Below are 16,239 nucleotides of genomic sequence, written 5' to 3' on the forward strand. Positions count from 1 at the left end.
TTCGACTCACCATATTTAAGTTTTTTATCAATGCCCTTTTTAAAATTATCAGCATTAATTTTAGCTCTGGTCAGAGCCTGTGAGTTCAAAACGCTAACTGCGATTTTCTTGTCCAGCATTTATTCTTCTCCCTCTGCTTGTCGAGGGCAATAAATACTACTATGGAATATAGGCTTAACAGAATCCATTAACCACTTACCTTTTTCTCTAGCCAGGCTAATGGCATACAGGGACACGCCCTTACCATATCCTAATGTTAACTTAACCTGTGCGACCAGGTCGTTCTCTGAAACAGTTTCCACATTAATGCTGTCTTTCCATTCTTCACATATATCCTGAGCATCTAAAAAATAATCGGCACCTGATTCATCATTATCCCGCAGGCTTCTGAGATGTTCAGTTGTATATTCAAAAATAGCTTTTTGTGTTAGTTTGTCAGCTGATTCCATGTCAGGCATTTCAGACGCGACAAGGTAATCATGATAAAATCTGGCAACAACTTCCCCAGGCATTGAACTATTATTCGCTGAAGCCAGGGCCACATCAGACACGCAGAACAAGCAGCAAACAAAAAGAATCATCTTCAACATAAAAATCTCTCCGTAGATATGTTGGTATTTGTATGAGCAGTCGATGTGAGAACTTTAGAAAATGAGCAGGCTCTTACTGTTCCGATACGCTGGTGATTTTCCATTTCTCATCAATTATTTTTAGCATAACTTTAAATTTAACTTTAGGCTCAGAGCCCGCCCCTAAAATAACGTTTACTGAAGAGTCATTCTCTTTCTGGAAAACATCAAAGGTACTTATATTTGCTCTCCACGAAGGATAAATATCCTGTGATTTTGTAAAGTAATCAACATCAGTATCAACCCAAACACCATGCCAGTTGCAAATATAACGCTCTTTAAACTGTTTGCATTCGTGCTTCTGTGAACATTTCCCTTCGAGTTCTTCTGCCGACACTGAATCATCAGAATCATAATTACACATCATTGAGTCGTTAATGCTTTTCATCAATTCATCAGAAACATATTGGCTGAGAAGTCGGCTATTGTCTGATGATTTTTCTTTCAAATATGACTTATAAAACTCGTACACCATGCTTTCTGCGCTTGCTTGCACGGATGCCAGTGTAAAATTTGATAAACAAAGCAAAGATGCAAACAAAAACACATTACGCATATGAGAAATTAATGGATCCATCATCAGCCCTTAGTCGTTAAAAGACTTACTGCTGATTTTATTTTCCTGAGTGATATCCGTCAGGCTGAAACCAGGTGCTTCGTTGGGGAGATTTGCGCCAGAACCAGGCACCAGATAGTCAGACGCCTTCACAATAAACTCACCCGATGAGCCGTGCTCAATACCGTTCTTACTCAGTCTCAGGTAAGACCCGCCACCGTTCAGCGTCAGGGTTTCCGGGGTGCTGATAATAATTTCATCTTCACTACTGGTCACCGTCAGCTGTTTCTCAGAGAACAGCGCCATCGTGTTGTGCTGAGCCTGAATCTCAATATCTCCCTGGTTGGCTACCAGCTTCGCCCCGTCTTTATGCACAAACAGACCAAGGGCTTTTTCCACCGTTACCGACAGATTTTTCATCGCACCGATATCAAGATGCTGGCCTGCATTGATCATGGTGTTACGGGTACTGCAGAGCTGAAGGTGTTCACCTGAGGTCAGGGCCACCCCCTGCGGCGCGCTACCCAGCAGGACCGCAGACTGGAGCTCCCTGATTTTGTCGGTCACAAAACTAATCTGGGTATTGATATCACAGAGCAGGGCACCGGCGGCTTCGGCTGCACTGTTCAGGGCCTGCATCTGGCTGTTAGCCTGGTTAATCTGACTTATCGCTGCCGCCATTTCCAGTACCGGTCCCTGGGCTCTGGCCTGGGCATCTGCCGTCAGGAATAACCCTTTTGCCGCACGTACAGCCCCATGCTCATCCGTTCGCAGTTCAAAACCGGCACCTCGCTTTTCACGCCGGCTGTTGACCAGGTGTCCCATGTTCAGCTGTGTTTTGCCATATTCCGTTGCGAGCTTGATATGCTCTTCCTGGCGCTTATCCTCCATCCGCAACTTATTGTTCGCAGGAGTGCGCCACACGTTTCGCGTATGGTTGTCACTGGTGACAGGGTCCGGATGCTCTGAATCATGCAGGGCATAAGCAATGTAGGGACGATCCGGATCTCCGCCATCAAATACAATGGCCACTTCAGTTCCGTCGATAAGCGGTGAGTGGAAACCGTACGTATCACCGGCATAAGGTTTAGCCAGCCGCAGCCACAGATAAGCGTAACCCCGTTCTGTACTGTTGCGGTCGAAGTCCAGCTTCACCCGGTAACGCCCCTGATCGTCCAGATGGGCGTAGATATCGTTCTTCTCGTGACTCTCAATCCGCGCCGGAAGCGAACCGGATATCACCGGGCGACTGAGCAGTGCCGGACGCCAGCAGACGGTTTCGCTGTAGGGGATCCCCTCAAACGTCAGCGTAAAGCAACTTTTGCGTGAACCGCGGGAACGCACCGTGGTGATAACGATGCCTTCCCTGACGACATCGGGTAACGTGCCGTCCGTTTCAAGTACCTGACCCGGCGTCAGATAAGGGCTGGAGGAATGCCCGCTGACACGATACTGCGCATTCAGAATGCGTTCGTGGCGCAGACGGGCAAAGTATGCCCCGGTCTCCGGGCTTTCAGCGTCACCTGCCGTCAGGAAGGGTTCAGCATAATGGTACGTTTCTCCGGTGGTGATCCCTTCCTTACTGAAAATACTTTCGGCACTGTCCTGAGGTTTCAGCGCTTCACGGTAGTTGTAGTCCCGGGTGACCACACTTCCGCTCACCACGTTACAGGTGGTCTGAATATCCCAGATGCTCTCCTGTCCGCTGTCACTCATCCCGGCCTGATTGCGCAATGGCAGCGTGATGCCAAATTCATACTGCTGCTGGCTGTCCTGGAAAATCACTATGTCCTGCTCAAGACGGCTGTCCATTTCATAACGCCAGTAAATCCCCACCTCCGCCAGCAGGCGCCGGATAAACTCAAGGTCAGTCTCCCGCCACTGGGTGATGAGCTCCCGGGGTGGATACTCCCGGGAGAGCCGGAATTCAAAATCCTGCCCTTCCAGACCATGTTTACGCAATACCTGCTCAACCACTTCAGTGACTGACTGATTGAGGTAGATTTCGCTCCCTTTCGTATAGTTCAGAAGGGCGATACGGGGAACGATCGTCAGTGCGTAACGGGTCTCATCATTCGAGGCAGAGATACGGCGAAACGACTCAACCACGCCGAATACCCTCCTGATCGGCAGGGCCGGTGTTCCGTCAGACACCGGGGTCTGGAAAGTAAATGATGCTGGCTTAAGCAGTAACGAATCACAGGCAATATCCGCAGAAGAGCAGGTAACGACCACGTCATAACGCCAGGGCTGACTGAGTTTCTCTTCTGCCCTGAAATTAAAAACATCCAGGAAGTGCGGGCAATCGTGAATATCCAGTCTGTAACGGGACAGTCCCAAAAATTCATCAAAATTTTTCTTCGCCAGAACAGTCACTGAATCACTCTTCACCCTTATATCCCCCACACTTCCTCAGACATCAATATTTACCAGAACAACAAGCCGGACAGTTAATCACTTTCCCCCGTCAACCAGGAGATTCTTTCATCCGTCATCCGGGTTTGGCACTGATAAATGTCAACTCTATGTTGTATGTTTGTTGTTTCTGATGTTGCATCAGAGAGCTTTCCACATTTCGACGTTTTGCTGTTAACCCATGCCAGCTGTTCTTTTTTCATTGAATTACGAACAGAATCAGGCAATGCTTTCCATATTGCATTCAGCTCACGGTCTGCCCCTGCATAAGCAGACTGTGCTTTCATTAACTCTCTTTGTAAGTACGTGTGAACAATCTGTTCTTTATTGACTGACAGGACGCTCATCTCGTATATGGCTCTGGAGATATAGGAGCGACTAAATTCACTAAAAATAATGTTCTTGTTATTATCAGCAAGCCTGGCGCTGTATTTAACAACATCCCAAGTGACATTATCATTATTTATCCGACCACCACCACGAGTAATATCTGACAAATAATCAGGAAATTTTTTTACAATATCGAGTGTATTTTGCGGGATCTTAACTGAAATAGTGGCGCTACAATTCAGACCGTAATTCCCTTTACCGGATGTTGATACATTAGTCACGTTCACAGCCATGCCGTTCAGCATCTGCTGATAAACTGAAACAGGTTTATCATAATTAAAATCACCCTTCGTAATAAAATCACTTTGCAACAGCCCCGCAGCGTCGTTTTTTATATAATCGGAAAGTGCTTTTACTGCATCTTCTCTACCGCATTTGAAATCATTTGAATCAAATAATCCGGCATTAGCCGTACCAGTAGATGCAGTAATCACTGCTAATAACATCATTCTTTTAAACATTTTCATTTCCTTTTTATACACCGATTTGGAATGATTAAATCCTCATCGCTCATTCACAGCTAAATGCCAGTACAATCTGTTCTTCGTCACCCCAGTTCATGGTCAGGGAAAATGGTTTCTGCTTCGCGGCCATATGGCTCAGCAACTGCCGGCTCAGTACCGGCAGCAGTTGCTGGTTCAGCAGACTCTCCACATTCCGGGCACCCGTATCCGGCAGCAGGCAGGCTGATGTCAGGGCATCGTACAGACGTTCATCAACCGATGTACTCAGTCCATAATGGCAGTGCAGGCGTTCACAGACCTGTGCAAGCTTCATCTCCACAATGGTGCGCATGGCAGACTGTGTCAGCGGACGGTAAATCACTGTCTGGAAACGGGCGAGCAGTGCAGGCTGGAAATGGTCGCGCAGCAGTGGACGGATAAGCTCATGCAGCTCAGACTCCGTTGTCTCCGGCTTCCCGCTCAGTTGCTGCATCAGAAGGTCACTGCCCAGGTTGGAGGTCATCAGAATGACCGTATTACGGAAGTCAATTTCACGCCCCTCTCCGTCGCGCATAAAACCCCGGTCAAATACCTGATAAAACAGATTCAGCACATCCCGGTGGGCCTTTTCCACTTCATCCAGCAGCACCACACTGTACGGACGCTTACGTACAGCTTCCGTCAGAATACCCCCCTGACCGTATCCCACGTACCCGGGCGGTGACCCCTTAAGCTGGGAAACCGTATGGGGCTCCTGATATTCCGACAGATTGATGGTAATCAGTGATTTTTCGCCGCCGTACATCACGTCTGCCAGCGCCAGTGCCGTTTCAGTTTTTCCCACACCACTAGGGCCAACCAGCAGGAACACCCCCTGGGGGCCGTTACCGGATGTCAGACCCGTTTTCGCCGCACGCAGACGCTGTGCAATGGATTCCAGTGCCACGTCCTGTCCGACCACCCGTCTGCCGATATCCTTTTCCAGATGCAGCAGTTCCGTCTGTTCGTCCTTCATCAGGGAAGATAACGGCACTCCGGTCCAGTCCGCGACCACACCAGCAACGGTGCGTACATCAACATCCACACTGAGCAGGGGCTGATTCTGCTGAATGTCGTGCAGTGCCTGCTGCAGATGCTGTGTCTCACTCTGACGGGAAATATCGCTGCGGCTTTCAAGTAACTCACCGGTGAGTTCGCGCTCCCGGGCGTACTGCTGCTCCAGGTCATCACGTGCTGTCACCAGCACATTCTCTTCCTGCTCAATGGCAGACAGACGTTCGCCGTGATTCTGATGACCAACCGCAATATCTTCCAGCAGTGCCTGTTTTTCCATACCAAGGGAAGCGAGCTGTGAACGGATACGGGTCAGCTGTTCCGGCACCGTGTCGAGGCTCATACGCACACGGGCAGCAGCGGTATCGAGCAGGTCAACGGCCTTGTCCGGTAACTGACGTTCTGTCAGATAACGGCGCGACAGCGTGACGGCAGCACGTACCGCCTCATCGGTGATGTGCACGTTATGATGTTCCGCATAACGGGATTTCAGGGAACGCAGCATCAGACAGGCCGTCTCATCATCCGGCTCGTCCACTCTGACCATCTGAAAACGCCGCTCCAGTGCTGCGTCACGTTCAAAGTATTGTTTGTACTCAGACCAGGTGGTGGCAGCAATGGTGCGCAGTTCGCCCCGCGCCAGCGCAGGCTTCAGCAGGTTGGCCGCATCCGCGCCGCCGGCCTGATTGCCGGCCCCGATAAGGGTATGGGCTTCATCTATAAACAGCAGAACAGGGGCCGGTGACTGCTGCACGGCATCAATCACGTTTTTCAGACGCTGTTCAAATTCACCCTTCACGCCGGCACCGGCCTGCAGCAGGCCGAGGTCAAGGGTGCGCAGGGTGACGGGTCTGAGTGATTCCGGTACGTTACCTTCCGCAATACGCAGGGCGAGCCCTTCCACCAGAGCCGTTTTCCCCACACCGGGGTCTCCCACCAGAATAGGGTTGTTCTTGCGGCGACGGGAGAGAATATCCACCATCTGACGGATTTCCGTATCGCGTCCCGATACCGGGTCAATTTTACCCTCTCTCGCACTGGCCGTGATGTCCCGGGTGAATTTATCCAGCGCACCCTGTAACACCGGCGGCAGGTCACCTGACGGTATACCTGCCGTATCCGCACCGACAGGGCGCCCGATAAAGGTCACATTGTCTCCCTGAGGCAGCACAGGCTCTGCATCCTGTAACGTCTCCGGACACTCATCAGACTGCGCATCCAGCAGCGGGGACAGACGCTGCAACTGGCTCTGACTCAGTGTCAGCAGAGGCCACAGCCCGTCACAGCGAACCAGGTGCGGATTTTCCGTCAGGGCACCCAGCAGATGCACGCTGCGGATATGTTGTTCTCCCTGTAATGAGGCCATCATCCAGGCCTGTTTCAGCAGGGCATTCAGGGACTGCGCAAGCTGCGGGCGACTGCGTACGCTACGGGGCTGGTTATCCAGCCAGCCGAGCAGCGACTGCCATATCGCGTCCATATCCCAGTCATAACGCCTGCCCAGCACGGTAAGGTCTCCTTCCCCCTGCTCCAGCAGTTTCAGTAACCAGTGCTCCGGGGTGATTTCCGCATGGGCCCGGGTCTGGCAAAGGGAGGCTGCGCCTTCCAGTGCACGGGCACAGTAATGATTAAGACGACGTAACAGGGCTGCCGAATTTTCCATGTTATTCACTCACTGTCAGGAGACCGTCAGGCACGCTACCGCCCTTCGCCGTAACCCAGGCGCATCAGGTCTGTGTTCAGGATTGAGAATTCTTTCTTCAGCACCCGCCAACAGATGCTGAAGAAAAAATAAAAATGACGGACAGGATGCCCTGTCCGTCCGGCAGAATTACGCGGTGGTACGCTCACTCCATGCGTCGGAATGAATGATGTTGCCGTCCTTGTAAGTCCAGGTGATTTTCTCGTAGCGCAGTTCCACCTGTTCAAGGTGGTTATGCTTCTCATAAACGGGATTCTTGATGTCGTGCATGACCGGATTAACCTTCACCACCTTCACGTTCTCAAGCTTCGTATTGAAGTACTCCACCTCCTGACCGGCGTCATTGATTTTGTACCACTTAAATTCAGCAGACTTCAGGGTCTGCCCGGTGGTCACGGCCTTGTAAAGGTACGGGCTGGAAGAATCAATTTCCTTGGTAAACAGGAACGGTGTGTGAATACGGGTACCGGTCAGCTTACCGGTGTTGTTATCCGTCGGGATGTAGAGGCAGTGCTCCTGAGCCACCACCTCAATGCTGCCCTCACGGTCCTGAACATCCACGGACCCTTTGATATCTGCGCCGCCATCATCTTTCAGCCACAGATAAACTGGAATTGCCATAAAAATTACTCCGTTATGTTTTCTGATGCGCCCTCTTCCGGCGCAGGGGAAGCGTCCGGCAGACGACAGGCATCGGCCTGCGGTACCAGACTGATTTCAACACGGCGGTTACGCGCACGGCCTTCCGCCGTGTCATTCGGGGCCACAGGGCGGCTTTCACCGTATCCCTGCACGGCAAAACAGCTTTGGGGAATATCGCCGGTATCCCGCATCCAGTCGCGAACGGCCTCTGCACGCTTCAGGGACAGGACCTGGTTGCGCTGCGGGTCACCGGTATTGTCCGTGTGGCCACTGACCACAATCAGCCAGCCTGCTTTTGCCTTAATATCCACCAGGGCATTCACCAGCCATTTTGTGGCGCCCGGCTTCAGCGTCCATTTACCGGCATCAAACAGCGCCAGACTGTCGAGACGGATGATTTGCGGAGGTGCTTCCGGCTCCGGCGCTGGTAAAGGCGGAACCCAGGTATCGATAGCCTGCTGCAGGGCCAGCCACAGGCGTTGCCCCGGGTAATAACCGAGGCTGTAACGTAAAGGCACTCCCTGACGCTGCCACTGCTCAAGCAGAAGCGCGTCCTGTTTCAGTGCAGCCAGCGATTCCGCCTTAGGACGGTAGTGATCCATCGGGACAGCATTCCAGCGCTGTAAATCGGTGCTTACCTGACGGATCAGATCACGATTGTTAAGCGCAGAAATCCCCAGCGCGGTCAGAACACACAGCCATATCAGCAAAATCAGACGACGGGTACGCTGGCCTCCCTGTACCGTCGACGCAAAAGGTGCCAGCAGCGACAGAACCGCATCCGGGAACATCCCTGCCGACACTGTCTGCCCCGGTTTTCGGGAAAACTGCAAACAGGTACGGGAACAGAGCCTGTCGGACCAGACTGACGGGGTCCCCGGAAGAACTGCACCAAGGCGCATTGCAACGGAAAATGCTCGTACAGGTGGCGTCAGCCGGTCAGCTTTTTCCAGCTCATCAGCCAGCGTATTACGAATAAAGGAAAATGCCTCGCTGACGGCCGGCAGCGCCAGAATATTGGCTTCCACCTGCAGCCAGTCAGTGAACGCCTGAGGTGCATGATTAACCGGGCATACAACTGGTTTATCACCCCGGACGATTATCCACGGTGTTTCAGGCCCGGAAAATTCGGCACTCAACACCACCGGCAGTGCGAACCCCGTCAGGGATTTAATCTGATTACACTGCTGGCGGAGAGTTTTCAGTGTGAAACGAAGAACCGCTTCATCATGATGCCAGTCTGGCAGGCAGCGGTACATCACAGAGAGCTGACCGACCTGGCGCGGGAACTGCGTCTGTATGCTGCGGACAACGTCAGTTAAGCGGCTGACATCACCGACCCGCAGCCAGCATCCCCGGGCTGTTTTACGCAGAGGACCGTCCTGAAACAACGCTTCCGGCATGTCACCACACACCAGTACAACAGGGGCCCGGGTGCCGGATAATGCCGGTTCAGCATCTGTCAGGGTAACGTCAGATGTGAGCTTTTGCTTTTCACTCCGGCAGTTTTTAAAAACAGTCCAGCCTGCCAGAAGAAGGATCAGCAGAGTAGTCAGACCGTTAAAAACATTGCCTGCCGGAATGAAATACCACAACAACCACAGCAATGTGGCAACAGCCACCAGGACGTGCAGGGCTACCGGAATGATGACAGAGCCACGCATCAGCCATGCAACTCCGGTATTTGTGATGACAAAAGAGACTGGAGCCAGAGGTGCCCCCCCCACCAGATAACGCCGGTAAGAATGACGGCGAGCACTATCCAGAACCAGACTGAGCGCATCAGACGCCAGCGATGTTTCTCCATCCGGTGAACAACCAGGGACAGACCGGCATCAGGCGGTGAAACGCGTTCAGAAAGGGCTTTTATGACCTCATCACGCTGCGACTGGCTGACTGCTTTCAGGCAGTACACCCCCTGAAAACCCAGCGCTGTCACCCGGTGATAGCAGGTTAAAACGGCCGGGTCCGGTGAAGGCTGACGCAGAACCTCTGCAATGCGATCCCACAGAGCCTCACCAGCCCGAAGTGAGCCAAAAAAGCGGGCCTGAAGCGGCACTTTACGCCAGGCCACCTGGCCTTCATCAACGGCCGGCTCCTCTCCTTCCTTGCTCTTTTCAGGCTTACGGCTCATCACCGTTTCGTCCAGAAGGGCGCATTGTGCATAGGTAATATGCTCCACACTGGCATCGTCATAACCGGCACGCTCCAGTGCTTCCCGCACACTTTCGACCTGTTTAACGCATTTGTTGTAAAGCGCTGTGCCATCGGGCGTGAGTGCACCTTTTTTCAGCATGGTGACAGTAAGCCATGTCTCCATCATCAGCTGGTCGATATCAATATCCTGTCTCATGAGCGCAATACCGCAAACAGTTCAAGTTCCAGGGCACCAAGTAACTCAGGCACATAGAACATACACACTCCCTGCTCCAGCATTTCATGTGCAGCGGGACTTTCCATATCAAGTGCAAAGTACTGGTTTTCCATGCGTACAGGCAACACAGCCGGAACCCTGCTCACCGGGATCAAAGGGATCCCCCGGAGTGCCGCACCATAGATCTCACTGACATTATCTGGTGACCCCGCCAGACAGAGTGCCGGAAATTTCTCAGCAACCTGCCAGGCCGGAATATCCGAGCGCACAGACAGCCAGAGATCAGCCTCTTCGCGCAGGCGGATATCGTGAAGGCTGGCCTTCCAGGTCTGTCCATCCGGCCGGGACATTTCCAGAGCAATGACCCGGGATGGCAGACTGGCCTCCAGCAGACCCGTTATCAGGTCGAACAATGGAAAAAACGCACTGGCAGGATCCTTGTGGTCATAACCCGGTATGGCGTCAGGATCATGCTCCAGGGAAAAAGTCAGCATACTGCCTGCCAGACGAGCGAGCTCCGCCCACACCTGTTCAGGTGGGCGGGAAGGAAAACGTTCGTATTCCGTCAGTACACTGGCGTGGGAATTCAGCGCATTCAGCAACCAGAAAAGGGAAACATCAGCAACAGCAAAATCGGCGAGTCTTTCGTTACTCTCACGACGCATCGCCATCAGACGCTGGCGTCGGGAGCGTAACTGACGATTGAGCAACACCAGACGTTCGCGCAGGACCGGACTTGCCCCAAATGACGCCACCGGAGGAATAAAAGACGGATCCTGTCGCCACGCATTCTGACCATCTCTGATCAATCTTGCTACCGGGCAGACTTTCCATGAGTCATTGTTTTCATGGGCAAACCGAATGGTAAAATTAAACCGGGCAACGGCCATGGGCTCTTCTTCAGAGCCAAAAGCATCCTGCAACGTTACCCACTCTTCCCGATAGCGAACGGGTCTGTCTGCACTGACACCTTCCTGCTCAACGTTAATCACGCCAGGCTGCATGTGGGGAAGAGCAATAACGACAGTTACCGCATCGTGGTCAGCCAGCTGACCGGCATCTAACTCTCGCGGTGCCGGAGGCAAATCGCTCCTTTGAGCATCAATAAGTGTTCCGTCTTCCAGCCAGAGGCGTAACTGCGTAATCTGGATCAGCCCGGATGACAGAAGACTGTCATTAAGCTCAACCTTTTCCACTCCCCAGGGAAACGGGGATGCCAGCGCAGAAATACCGGCACTGCGAAAAGACTCCCATTCAGTCTGCTGCTGAAACTGTTGAGGAGAGAGCAAAACACCTTCGCTCCACAGCGGACGGTAAATCTTCATTTCCCGACGCCTGCCTTACGCTTTTGCCTTCGGCATCTGCGAAACCAGTGACAGACTGACGTCCATACCTTCCACCTGGAAATGTGGTACAGCATAGAGTTTCACGCGGAAGAATCCCGGGTTGTCTTCGATATCTTCCACCGCCACTTTTCCGTCACGCAGCGGATGCGAGGCCTGCAGTTCATCACCCGGATCGGTCATCTCCGTCACCAGTCCCCGGATCCAGTTATTCAGCTCCAGCTCAAGCAGACGGCGATCTTTGGTGGTACCAATATTTTCCCGCTGTATGATCTTCAGGTAATGCGCAATGCGGGACAGCAGGAAGATATAGGGAAGACGGGCATTAATACGGCTGTTCGCTGTCGCATCCGGTGTATCGTACAGTGCCGGTTTCTGGGCGGAATTGGCGGAGAAGAAGCAGGCATAATCCCGGTTCTTGTAGTAAGAAAGCGGAATAAAGCCCAGATTAGCGAATTCAAACTCCCGCGTTTCCGGGATCATCACCTCTGACGGAATTTTGACCTGATTACCGGTTCCCAGATCATACAGATGGATCGGCAAATCCTGCACCGCACCACCGGCCTGAGGCCCACGGATCTGAACACACCAGCCGTTGGTGACAAAACTGCGCACCATGTTGGCGGCAAAAGCAAAAGACGCGTTCGTCCAGAGATATTTATGGTGATCCGGTCCTTTCACCTCTTCAACATAGTTAAAGCTGCGGACAGGTACGGTATCCGGGCCATACGGCAGGCGTCCCAGAACTCGTGGCATCACCAGGCCAATATAGCGGGCATCGTCCGTCTCACGGAACGCGTTCCACTTGATATACTCGGCACGCTCAAAGTGGTTGCCAATATCCTTGATGGCAGCCACCTCTTCCATGGTTTCTTTCTGGAAGAAAGCCGGGCCAACTGAACCAATAAACGGCATATGTGCAGATGCCGCCACCCGGGAAATATTTTTCAGCAACGCCACATCCTGTGCAGATGCATCAAACTCCCAGGCCGAAACCAGGGCTGCAATGGGCTCACCACCCGGCGTGTCATACTCAGCCACATAGGTCTGCAGATAAAGGCCGCTCTGAATAATTTCCGGCGCATCCTCAAAATCCTGACGCAGATCGTCTTTGGACAGATCCAGCAGCTCAATTTTCACATTACGGCGGAAGTCCGTTTTATCCACCAGAGACTTCACGCCCCGCCACAGGGACTCCACTTTCTGAAATTCCGGATGATGAAGCACGGCATCCAGCTGACGGCTGATCTGATAATCAAGCTCTGCAATATGATGGTCAATCAGCGCTTTATCGAGTTTTTCCACCTGCGTGCCAGCTTTTGCCAGACACTCCATAAACACCTGCATCCCTGCCGTCAGGCGTTCATCTGCAGACGCTTCTGACATGGCCTGTGGATCCTGCCAGATATCCAGTGCACTCAGGGCAGATACCGGACTCAGGTTAATTTTTTCAAACAGGGAAGCATATACGCTGTCACCGGCATGCGCTTCAGATACCACGCTCTCTGCAACGTTCTTTTCTTTCTGTACAGACATCAGCATTTTCTCTCGTAATCCGTTAAATCACGCCTTTTCCGGCACCAGTGCACTCAGTTCGTTACGTAACTCCTGGCTCAGTGCCGGGTCACGCAGAATTTTTTCCAGCTCTTTACGGAAAGTCACGTTATCCAGCAGATTGGCTTTCAGGTCCCGCAGAAGGCTGCGCATGGCCAGCATGGCTTTAAGACGGGGAATCTGTCGGGCAACTTGCTCTGGCGTGAAGTCGTTCATATTGTGGAAAGTCAGGCTGATGCTCTCTTCAGAGCCATCACCGGCAAGCGTGTTCTCCACATTCAGACGCACAGACGGGGAGATATCAGCCAGAACATCATTAAAATTGTTTTTATTAATATCCGTTTTTACACGCTCTGACACTGGACGCTCTTCCTGTCCGTTACTGAAATCACCGGCAACCAGCAGTTTGAGCGGAAGCTCCACTTTCTTCTGCCCGCCACCTGTATGTAGGTCTAATTTCAGATTTACCCTTGCTTTCGGGATTTCATTCTGAAATGAACTGCTCATGACTCTCTCCTGTGAAGCCTGCATCTCAGGGGTTCCATCACCGCAGATGCCTCCCCTTGTGCACTGATTTAATTTTGATCATTATAGTACGAAGATCTGTAAAATCTCAATATGACAGACATATCGATCGATATAACACAAATATTCAGATCTTTGTTCTGCTTTATATCGCAAAACCAGCATATTGCAAAACTTATAACCATGATTAATGAAAAACCGCAGGAAATTATTCCGATGAATGCTTTTAATACAGCCAGTTATGTCAGAAAAGTTCAATTTTTGATTCTGGTCATGGAAAATCACGATGAGTAACGATTCAGCATCATTTAAGTGATTTCAGGAAAAGAGAAGGATATGAAGGAAGAGCACAACAAAATGCAATGAAAGAAGGAGTGAGGGGATTTTTAGTAAAAACAGAAGATTAACAAAACACATCAGGAGGCAGAGACTCCTGATTCAGTAATACCACATGAAAATTTAGTTAACTGTTACCGTACTAAAATTTATGTCAGAAGATGTTCCATTACCGAAAGTCAATCAGCGATACAGAGACGATCATGGTGCGCTTGTCACCGTGACCAGTGTTGAGGAAACCCGGGTGGTGTTTATGCGGGACGGCTATCCGCATCCCTGTATGCGGCCAATGTACAACTTTCTGGGAAAATTCAAACCCGAACCCCGGGAAGAAACAGAATAAAACGAAATCCCTGCCGGCAATCACACTGCCTGATGAAGCCCAGAAAACCACTCCGGGTGTTCACTGTATGCCGTGTTCAGCGCATCCCAGGAAACGTTTATATAAAAGCTGTCCTGCAATTTCCGGGTAACCACCTCTGCCAGGTGGTTCCGGTTATCCGCCAGGCCGGCATAACCTCTCTCTGCCAGCCACTCATTCAGTTCATGTTCCAGAGACAGATTGATAATATCGTAATCGGACCTTGCCATTCCCGTTTCCTTAGCACATGTTTTCAGGCACGGATATAAAGTATAAAAAGTGATAACCTGCAACTGTCAAGAAAAACTCCGCCTCTCGTGCCAGAATCAGATATGATGCATAAAATATCTTTTACATTCAGAATAATCATACACTCACTGCCCGGATTTATATGTTTAAATACCACAATTTCCGGACATTTTTAATTACCCCACCTGAAACATCAGGACTTTATATAAAAACAAAATCCGGATCACAAAAAACCATAATACAGGAGAATAAAAACACACATTTTCCAGAAAAATCTCAAAAAAACATAGCAAACCGAACGATACTTATCTGAAGAACGCAAATTATTATGGCTGGCGAAATTTTTACATCAATACATAACAACTACAGGCACAGAATACCTGCTGGTGTATCTGATCTTGTCGAACAACCTCTTTATATAATAGTAGCAACATGGGCGATGAGAACTAATACGTTACTAACAACGGAAGAAGTATCCCGTGAATTTTTACTCACTCAGCAACGCGCTACCGACATAATCCATTACATTCACAACGAAGGTTCTAAACATATTACTAGCGAACGTATAACACTAATAAAAAACACGCCCAAAAGAACAAGATATCGTGCGCTAAAAATTATTAATGTAACTCCACTACCAAAGCAGTTATTAAAAAACATCCGAAGCACATTCACTTCTGTTGAAAGACAAAAGTCAGAGAGACTAAGCAAAGAGGATTTCATAAAAAACCGGGATAAACTTGACACAATCAGAAAATGGATGTGCATCAGAAAAGTCGGAGAAAAATATTCTGATATTTCAGAGTATTTATAAACAACAATCACCAGTATTTTTCCTGACAACAATAACCATAATACATAACTTATAAACCAGGGAAAACAAAACCAGAGAGGACTTCATTCCTCTCCGGAGCAGAATGATTCTTGCTGTATGCCATAATCATATACAGTACAACCATAACATGCCATCACACTTGTCTCTTGCGGGCACTTCACCCTCCCGACAGAGGACTGTTAATTATTTAACGGCATAAAGTTTCAACAGCAAGCCAGCAAATCTGAATGATTACAGATGCTGGCCTGCTGAATCTCCCTTCTGGAAATCGTCAGAATCTAGTGATTACTTACTTTGTTCTGGTTTCTCTTCATCCTTATTGCGCACTTCCACTTTGGGTAATTTATTAAAAACCAGATTTTCTTTTTCAACCAGAGTCATGACTTCTTTGGTGATATCAGCTGACTCGTTATGCGCAAGCACAACACCTGAAGACAATACGGCAATATTTTTAGGATTGTCTTTTCTCCATGTGCCTATGGCATTATCTATCGCACGGGATAACACCATTTTTGCGCTATTTTCCTCAATAACATATTGTCGTTCCAGTTTTTGTCTGGCATCAAGAAGCAGCGCCTCTTTATTCGCGTTATCTGCGAATGCTTTTTGCGCATCCTCATAGCCTTTTTCAAGAATACTCTTAACCTCATTCAGATGCTTTCTGGCCATGTCTCCGGCGGTAGACTGATTATAAATAGCATCGATATTAACAACTGCAATTTCTTTTGACTTTTTCATATAAAAAACACCAGTAAGTACAATCAGCAACAGCAGCACTACTGCATTAACAACAGAAAATTTCATTACAGAACTCATTATGACTACCCGGATG

Annotated in this window: 15 protein-coding genes; 2 read left to right on the forward strand and 13 right to left on the reverse strand. The window is 50.1% G+C overall.

All coding sequences use genetic code 11. The features are described 5' to 3' along the window. Positions 1 to 119: 119 nt before the first annotated feature. The 11 genes from FEM44_RS05470 to tssB form a co-directional block, all read right to left on the reverse strand. A complete protein-coding gene (locus FEM44_RS05470; protein WP_028131558.1) occupies positions 120 to 590 on the reverse strand; it encodes a DUF3828 domain-containing protein in 471 nt (156 codons plus the stop codon). Between the two features lie 73 nt (positions 591 to 663). Then, positions 664 to 1,209, reverse strand: a complete 546-nt coding sequence (locus FEM44_RS05475) for a DUF3828 domain-containing protein (RefSeq protein ID WP_240726884.1) — start codon at positions 1,207 to 1,209, stop codon at positions 664 to 666. Positions 1,210 to 1,215: 6 nt separating this feature from the next. After that, entirely contained in the window at positions 1,216 to 3,576 is a 2,361-nt protein-coding gene (locus FEM44_RS05480; protein ID WP_240726885.1) for a type VI secretion system Vgr family protein, read from the reverse strand. Between the two features lie 59 nt (positions 3,577 to 3,635). Then, positions 3,636 to 4,451: a lysozyme inhibitor LprI family protein gene (locus tag FEM44_RS05485; protein WP_240731771.1), complete on the reverse strand. Its 816-nt coding sequence runs from the start codon at positions 4,449 to 4,451 to the stop codon at positions 3,636 to 3,638. 49 nt (positions 4,452 to 4,500) lie between these two features. Further along, complete coding sequence (gene tssH / locus FEM44_RS05490) at positions 4,501 to 7,149, reverse strand: type VI secretion system ATPase TssH (RefSeq protein WP_135523305.1); 2,649 nt, start codon at positions 7,147 to 7,149, stop codon at positions 4,501 to 4,503. A gap of 168 nt (positions 7,150 to 7,317) precedes the next feature. Further along, a complete protein-coding gene (gene hcp, locus FEM44_RS05495) occupies positions 7,318 to 7,809 on the reverse strand; it encodes a type VI secretion system effector Hcp (protein ID WP_001007315.1) in 492 nt (163 codons plus the stop codon). Positions 7,810 to 7,814: 5 nt separating this feature from the next. Next, the gene (locus tag FEM44_RS05500; protein ID WP_135523306.1) at positions 7,815 to 9,494 is read right to left on the reverse strand and encodes an OmpA family protein; all 1,680 of its coding nucleotides are present in this window, start codon (positions 9,492 to 9,494) and stop codon (positions 7,815 to 7,817) included. Continuing rightward, entirely contained in the window at positions 9,494 to 10,183 is a 690-nt protein-coding gene (tssL, locus tag FEM44_RS05505) for a type VI secretion system protein TssL, short form (protein WP_135523307.1), read from the reverse strand. Before tssL ends, FEM44_RS05500 begins: the two co-directional genes overlap by 1 nt. Beyond that, complete coding sequence (gene tssK, locus FEM44_RS05510) at positions 10,180 to 11,529, reverse strand: type VI secretion system baseplate subunit TssK (protein WP_135523308.1); 1,350 nt, start codon at positions 11,527 to 11,529, stop codon at positions 10,180 to 10,182. The genes tssL and tssK overlap by 4 nt, the downstream gene beginning before the upstream one ends. Before the next feature lie 15 nt (positions 11,530 to 11,544). Then, entirely contained in the window at positions 11,545 to 13,089 is a 1,545-nt protein-coding gene (gene tssC, locus FEM44_RS05515) for a type VI secretion system contractile sheath large subunit (RefSeq protein ID WP_135523309.1), read from the reverse strand. Between the two features lie 21 nt (positions 13,090 to 13,110). Beyond that, entirely contained in the window at positions 13,111 to 13,608 is a 498-nt protein-coding gene (gene tssB / locus FEM44_RS05520) for a type VI secretion system contractile sheath small subunit (RefSeq protein ID WP_138158931.1), read from the reverse strand. Between the two features lie 505 nt (positions 13,609 to 14,113). Between tssB and FEM44_RS05530 the strand changes: the two genes are divergently transcribed. Continuing rightward, entirely contained in the window at positions 14,114 to 14,305 is a 192-nt protein-coding gene (locus FEM44_RS05530) for a DUF4222 domain-containing protein (RefSeq protein ID WP_001424022.1), read from the forward strand. Between the two features lie 20 nt (positions 14,306 to 14,325). Here the strand turns inward: FEM44_RS05530 and FEM44_RS05535 are convergent, their stop codons facing one another. Next, positions 14,326 to 14,553, reverse strand: coding sequence for a hypothetical protein (locus tag FEM44_RS05535; protein ID WP_135523310.1), 228 nt, complete (start codon positions 14,551 to 14,553; stop codon positions 14,326 to 14,328). 347 nt (positions 14,554 to 14,900) lie between these two features. Here FEM44_RS05535 and FEM44_RS05540 point away from each other — a divergent pair, with 347 nt between their 5' ends. Next, positions 14,901 to 15,386, forward strand: coding sequence for a CaiF/GrlA family transcriptional regulator (locus FEM44_RS05540; RefSeq protein WP_000896657.1), 486 nt, complete (start codon positions 14,901 to 14,903; stop codon positions 15,384 to 15,386). Positions 15,387 to 15,692: 306 nt separating this feature from the next. Here FEM44_RS05540 and FEM44_RS05545 read toward each other — a convergent pair whose 3' ends face one another. Next, on the reverse strand, positions 15,693 to 16,223 hold the full coding sequence (locus FEM44_RS05545) for an OmpH family outer membrane protein (RefSeq protein WP_053289064.1): 531 nt from the start codon (positions 16,221 to 16,223) through the stop codon (positions 15,693 to 15,695). Positions 16,224 to 16,239: the final 16 nt, after the last annotated feature.

This window comes from Escherichia sp. E4742 (assembly GCF_005843885.1).
Taxonomy (GTDB): domain Bacteria; phylum Pseudomonadota; class Gammaproteobacteria; order Enterobacterales; family Enterobacteriaceae; genus Escherichia.

What these genes read in the sequence shown, in the direction of transcription:
- FEM44_RS05475 (WP_240726884.1), bottom strand. Translation starts at nt 1,209, where the DNA reads ATGATGGATCCATTAATTTCTCATATGCGTAATGTGTTTTTGTTTGCA.
- hcp (WP_001007315.1), bottom strand. Translation starts at nt 7,809, where the DNA reads ATGGCAATTCCAGTTTATCTGTGGCTGAAAGATGATGGCGGCGCAGAT.
- tssB (WP_138158931.1), bottom strand. Translation starts at nt 13,608, where the DNA reads ATGAGCAGTTCATTTCAGAATGAAATCCCGAAAGCAAGGGTAAATCTG.
- FEM44_RS05500 (WP_135523306.1), bottom strand. Translation starts at nt 9,494, where the DNA reads ATGCGTGGCTCTGTCATCATTCCGGTAGCCCTGCACGTCCTGGTGGCT.
- tssH (WP_135523305.1), bottom strand. Translation starts at nt 7,149, where the DNA reads ATGGAAAATTCGGCAGCCCTGTTACGTCGTCTTAATCATTACTGTGCC.
- FEM44_RS05535 (WP_135523310.1), bottom strand. Translation starts at nt 14,553, where the DNA reads ATGGCAAGGTCCGATTACGATATTATCAATCTGTCTCTGGAACATGAA.
- FEM44_RS05540 (WP_000896657.1), top strand. Translation starts at nt 14,901, where the DNA reads ATGGCTGGCGAAATTTTTACATCAATACATAACAACTACAGGCACAGA.
- FEM44_RS05485 (WP_240731771.1), bottom strand. Translation starts at nt 4,451, where the DNA reads ATGTTTAAAAGAATGATGTTATTAGCAGTGATTACTGCATCTACTGGT.
- tssC (WP_135523309.1), bottom strand. Translation starts at nt 13,089, where the DNA reads ATGCTGATGTCTGTACAGAAAGAAAAGAACGTTGCAGAGAGCGTGGTA.
- tssK (WP_135523308.1), bottom strand. Translation starts at nt 11,529, where the DNA reads ATGAAGATTTACCGTCCGCTGTGGAGCGAAGGTGTTTTGCTCTCTCCT.
- tssL (WP_135523307.1), bottom strand. Translation starts at nt 10,183, where the DNA reads ATGAGACAGGATATTGATATCGACCAGCTGATGATGGAGACATGGCTT.
- FEM44_RS05470 (WP_028131558.1), bottom strand. Translation starts at nt 590, where the DNA reads ATGTTGAAGATGATTCTTTTTGTTTGCTGCTTGTTCTGCGTGTCTGAT.
- FEM44_RS05545 (WP_053289064.1), bottom strand. Translation starts at nt 16,223, where the DNA reads ATGAGTTCTGTAATGAAATTTTCTGTTGTTAATGCAGTAGTGCTGCTG.
- FEM44_RS05530 (WP_001424022.1), top strand. Translation starts at nt 14,114, where the DNA reads ATGTCAGAAGATGTTCCATTACCGAAAGTCAATCAGCGATACAGAGAC.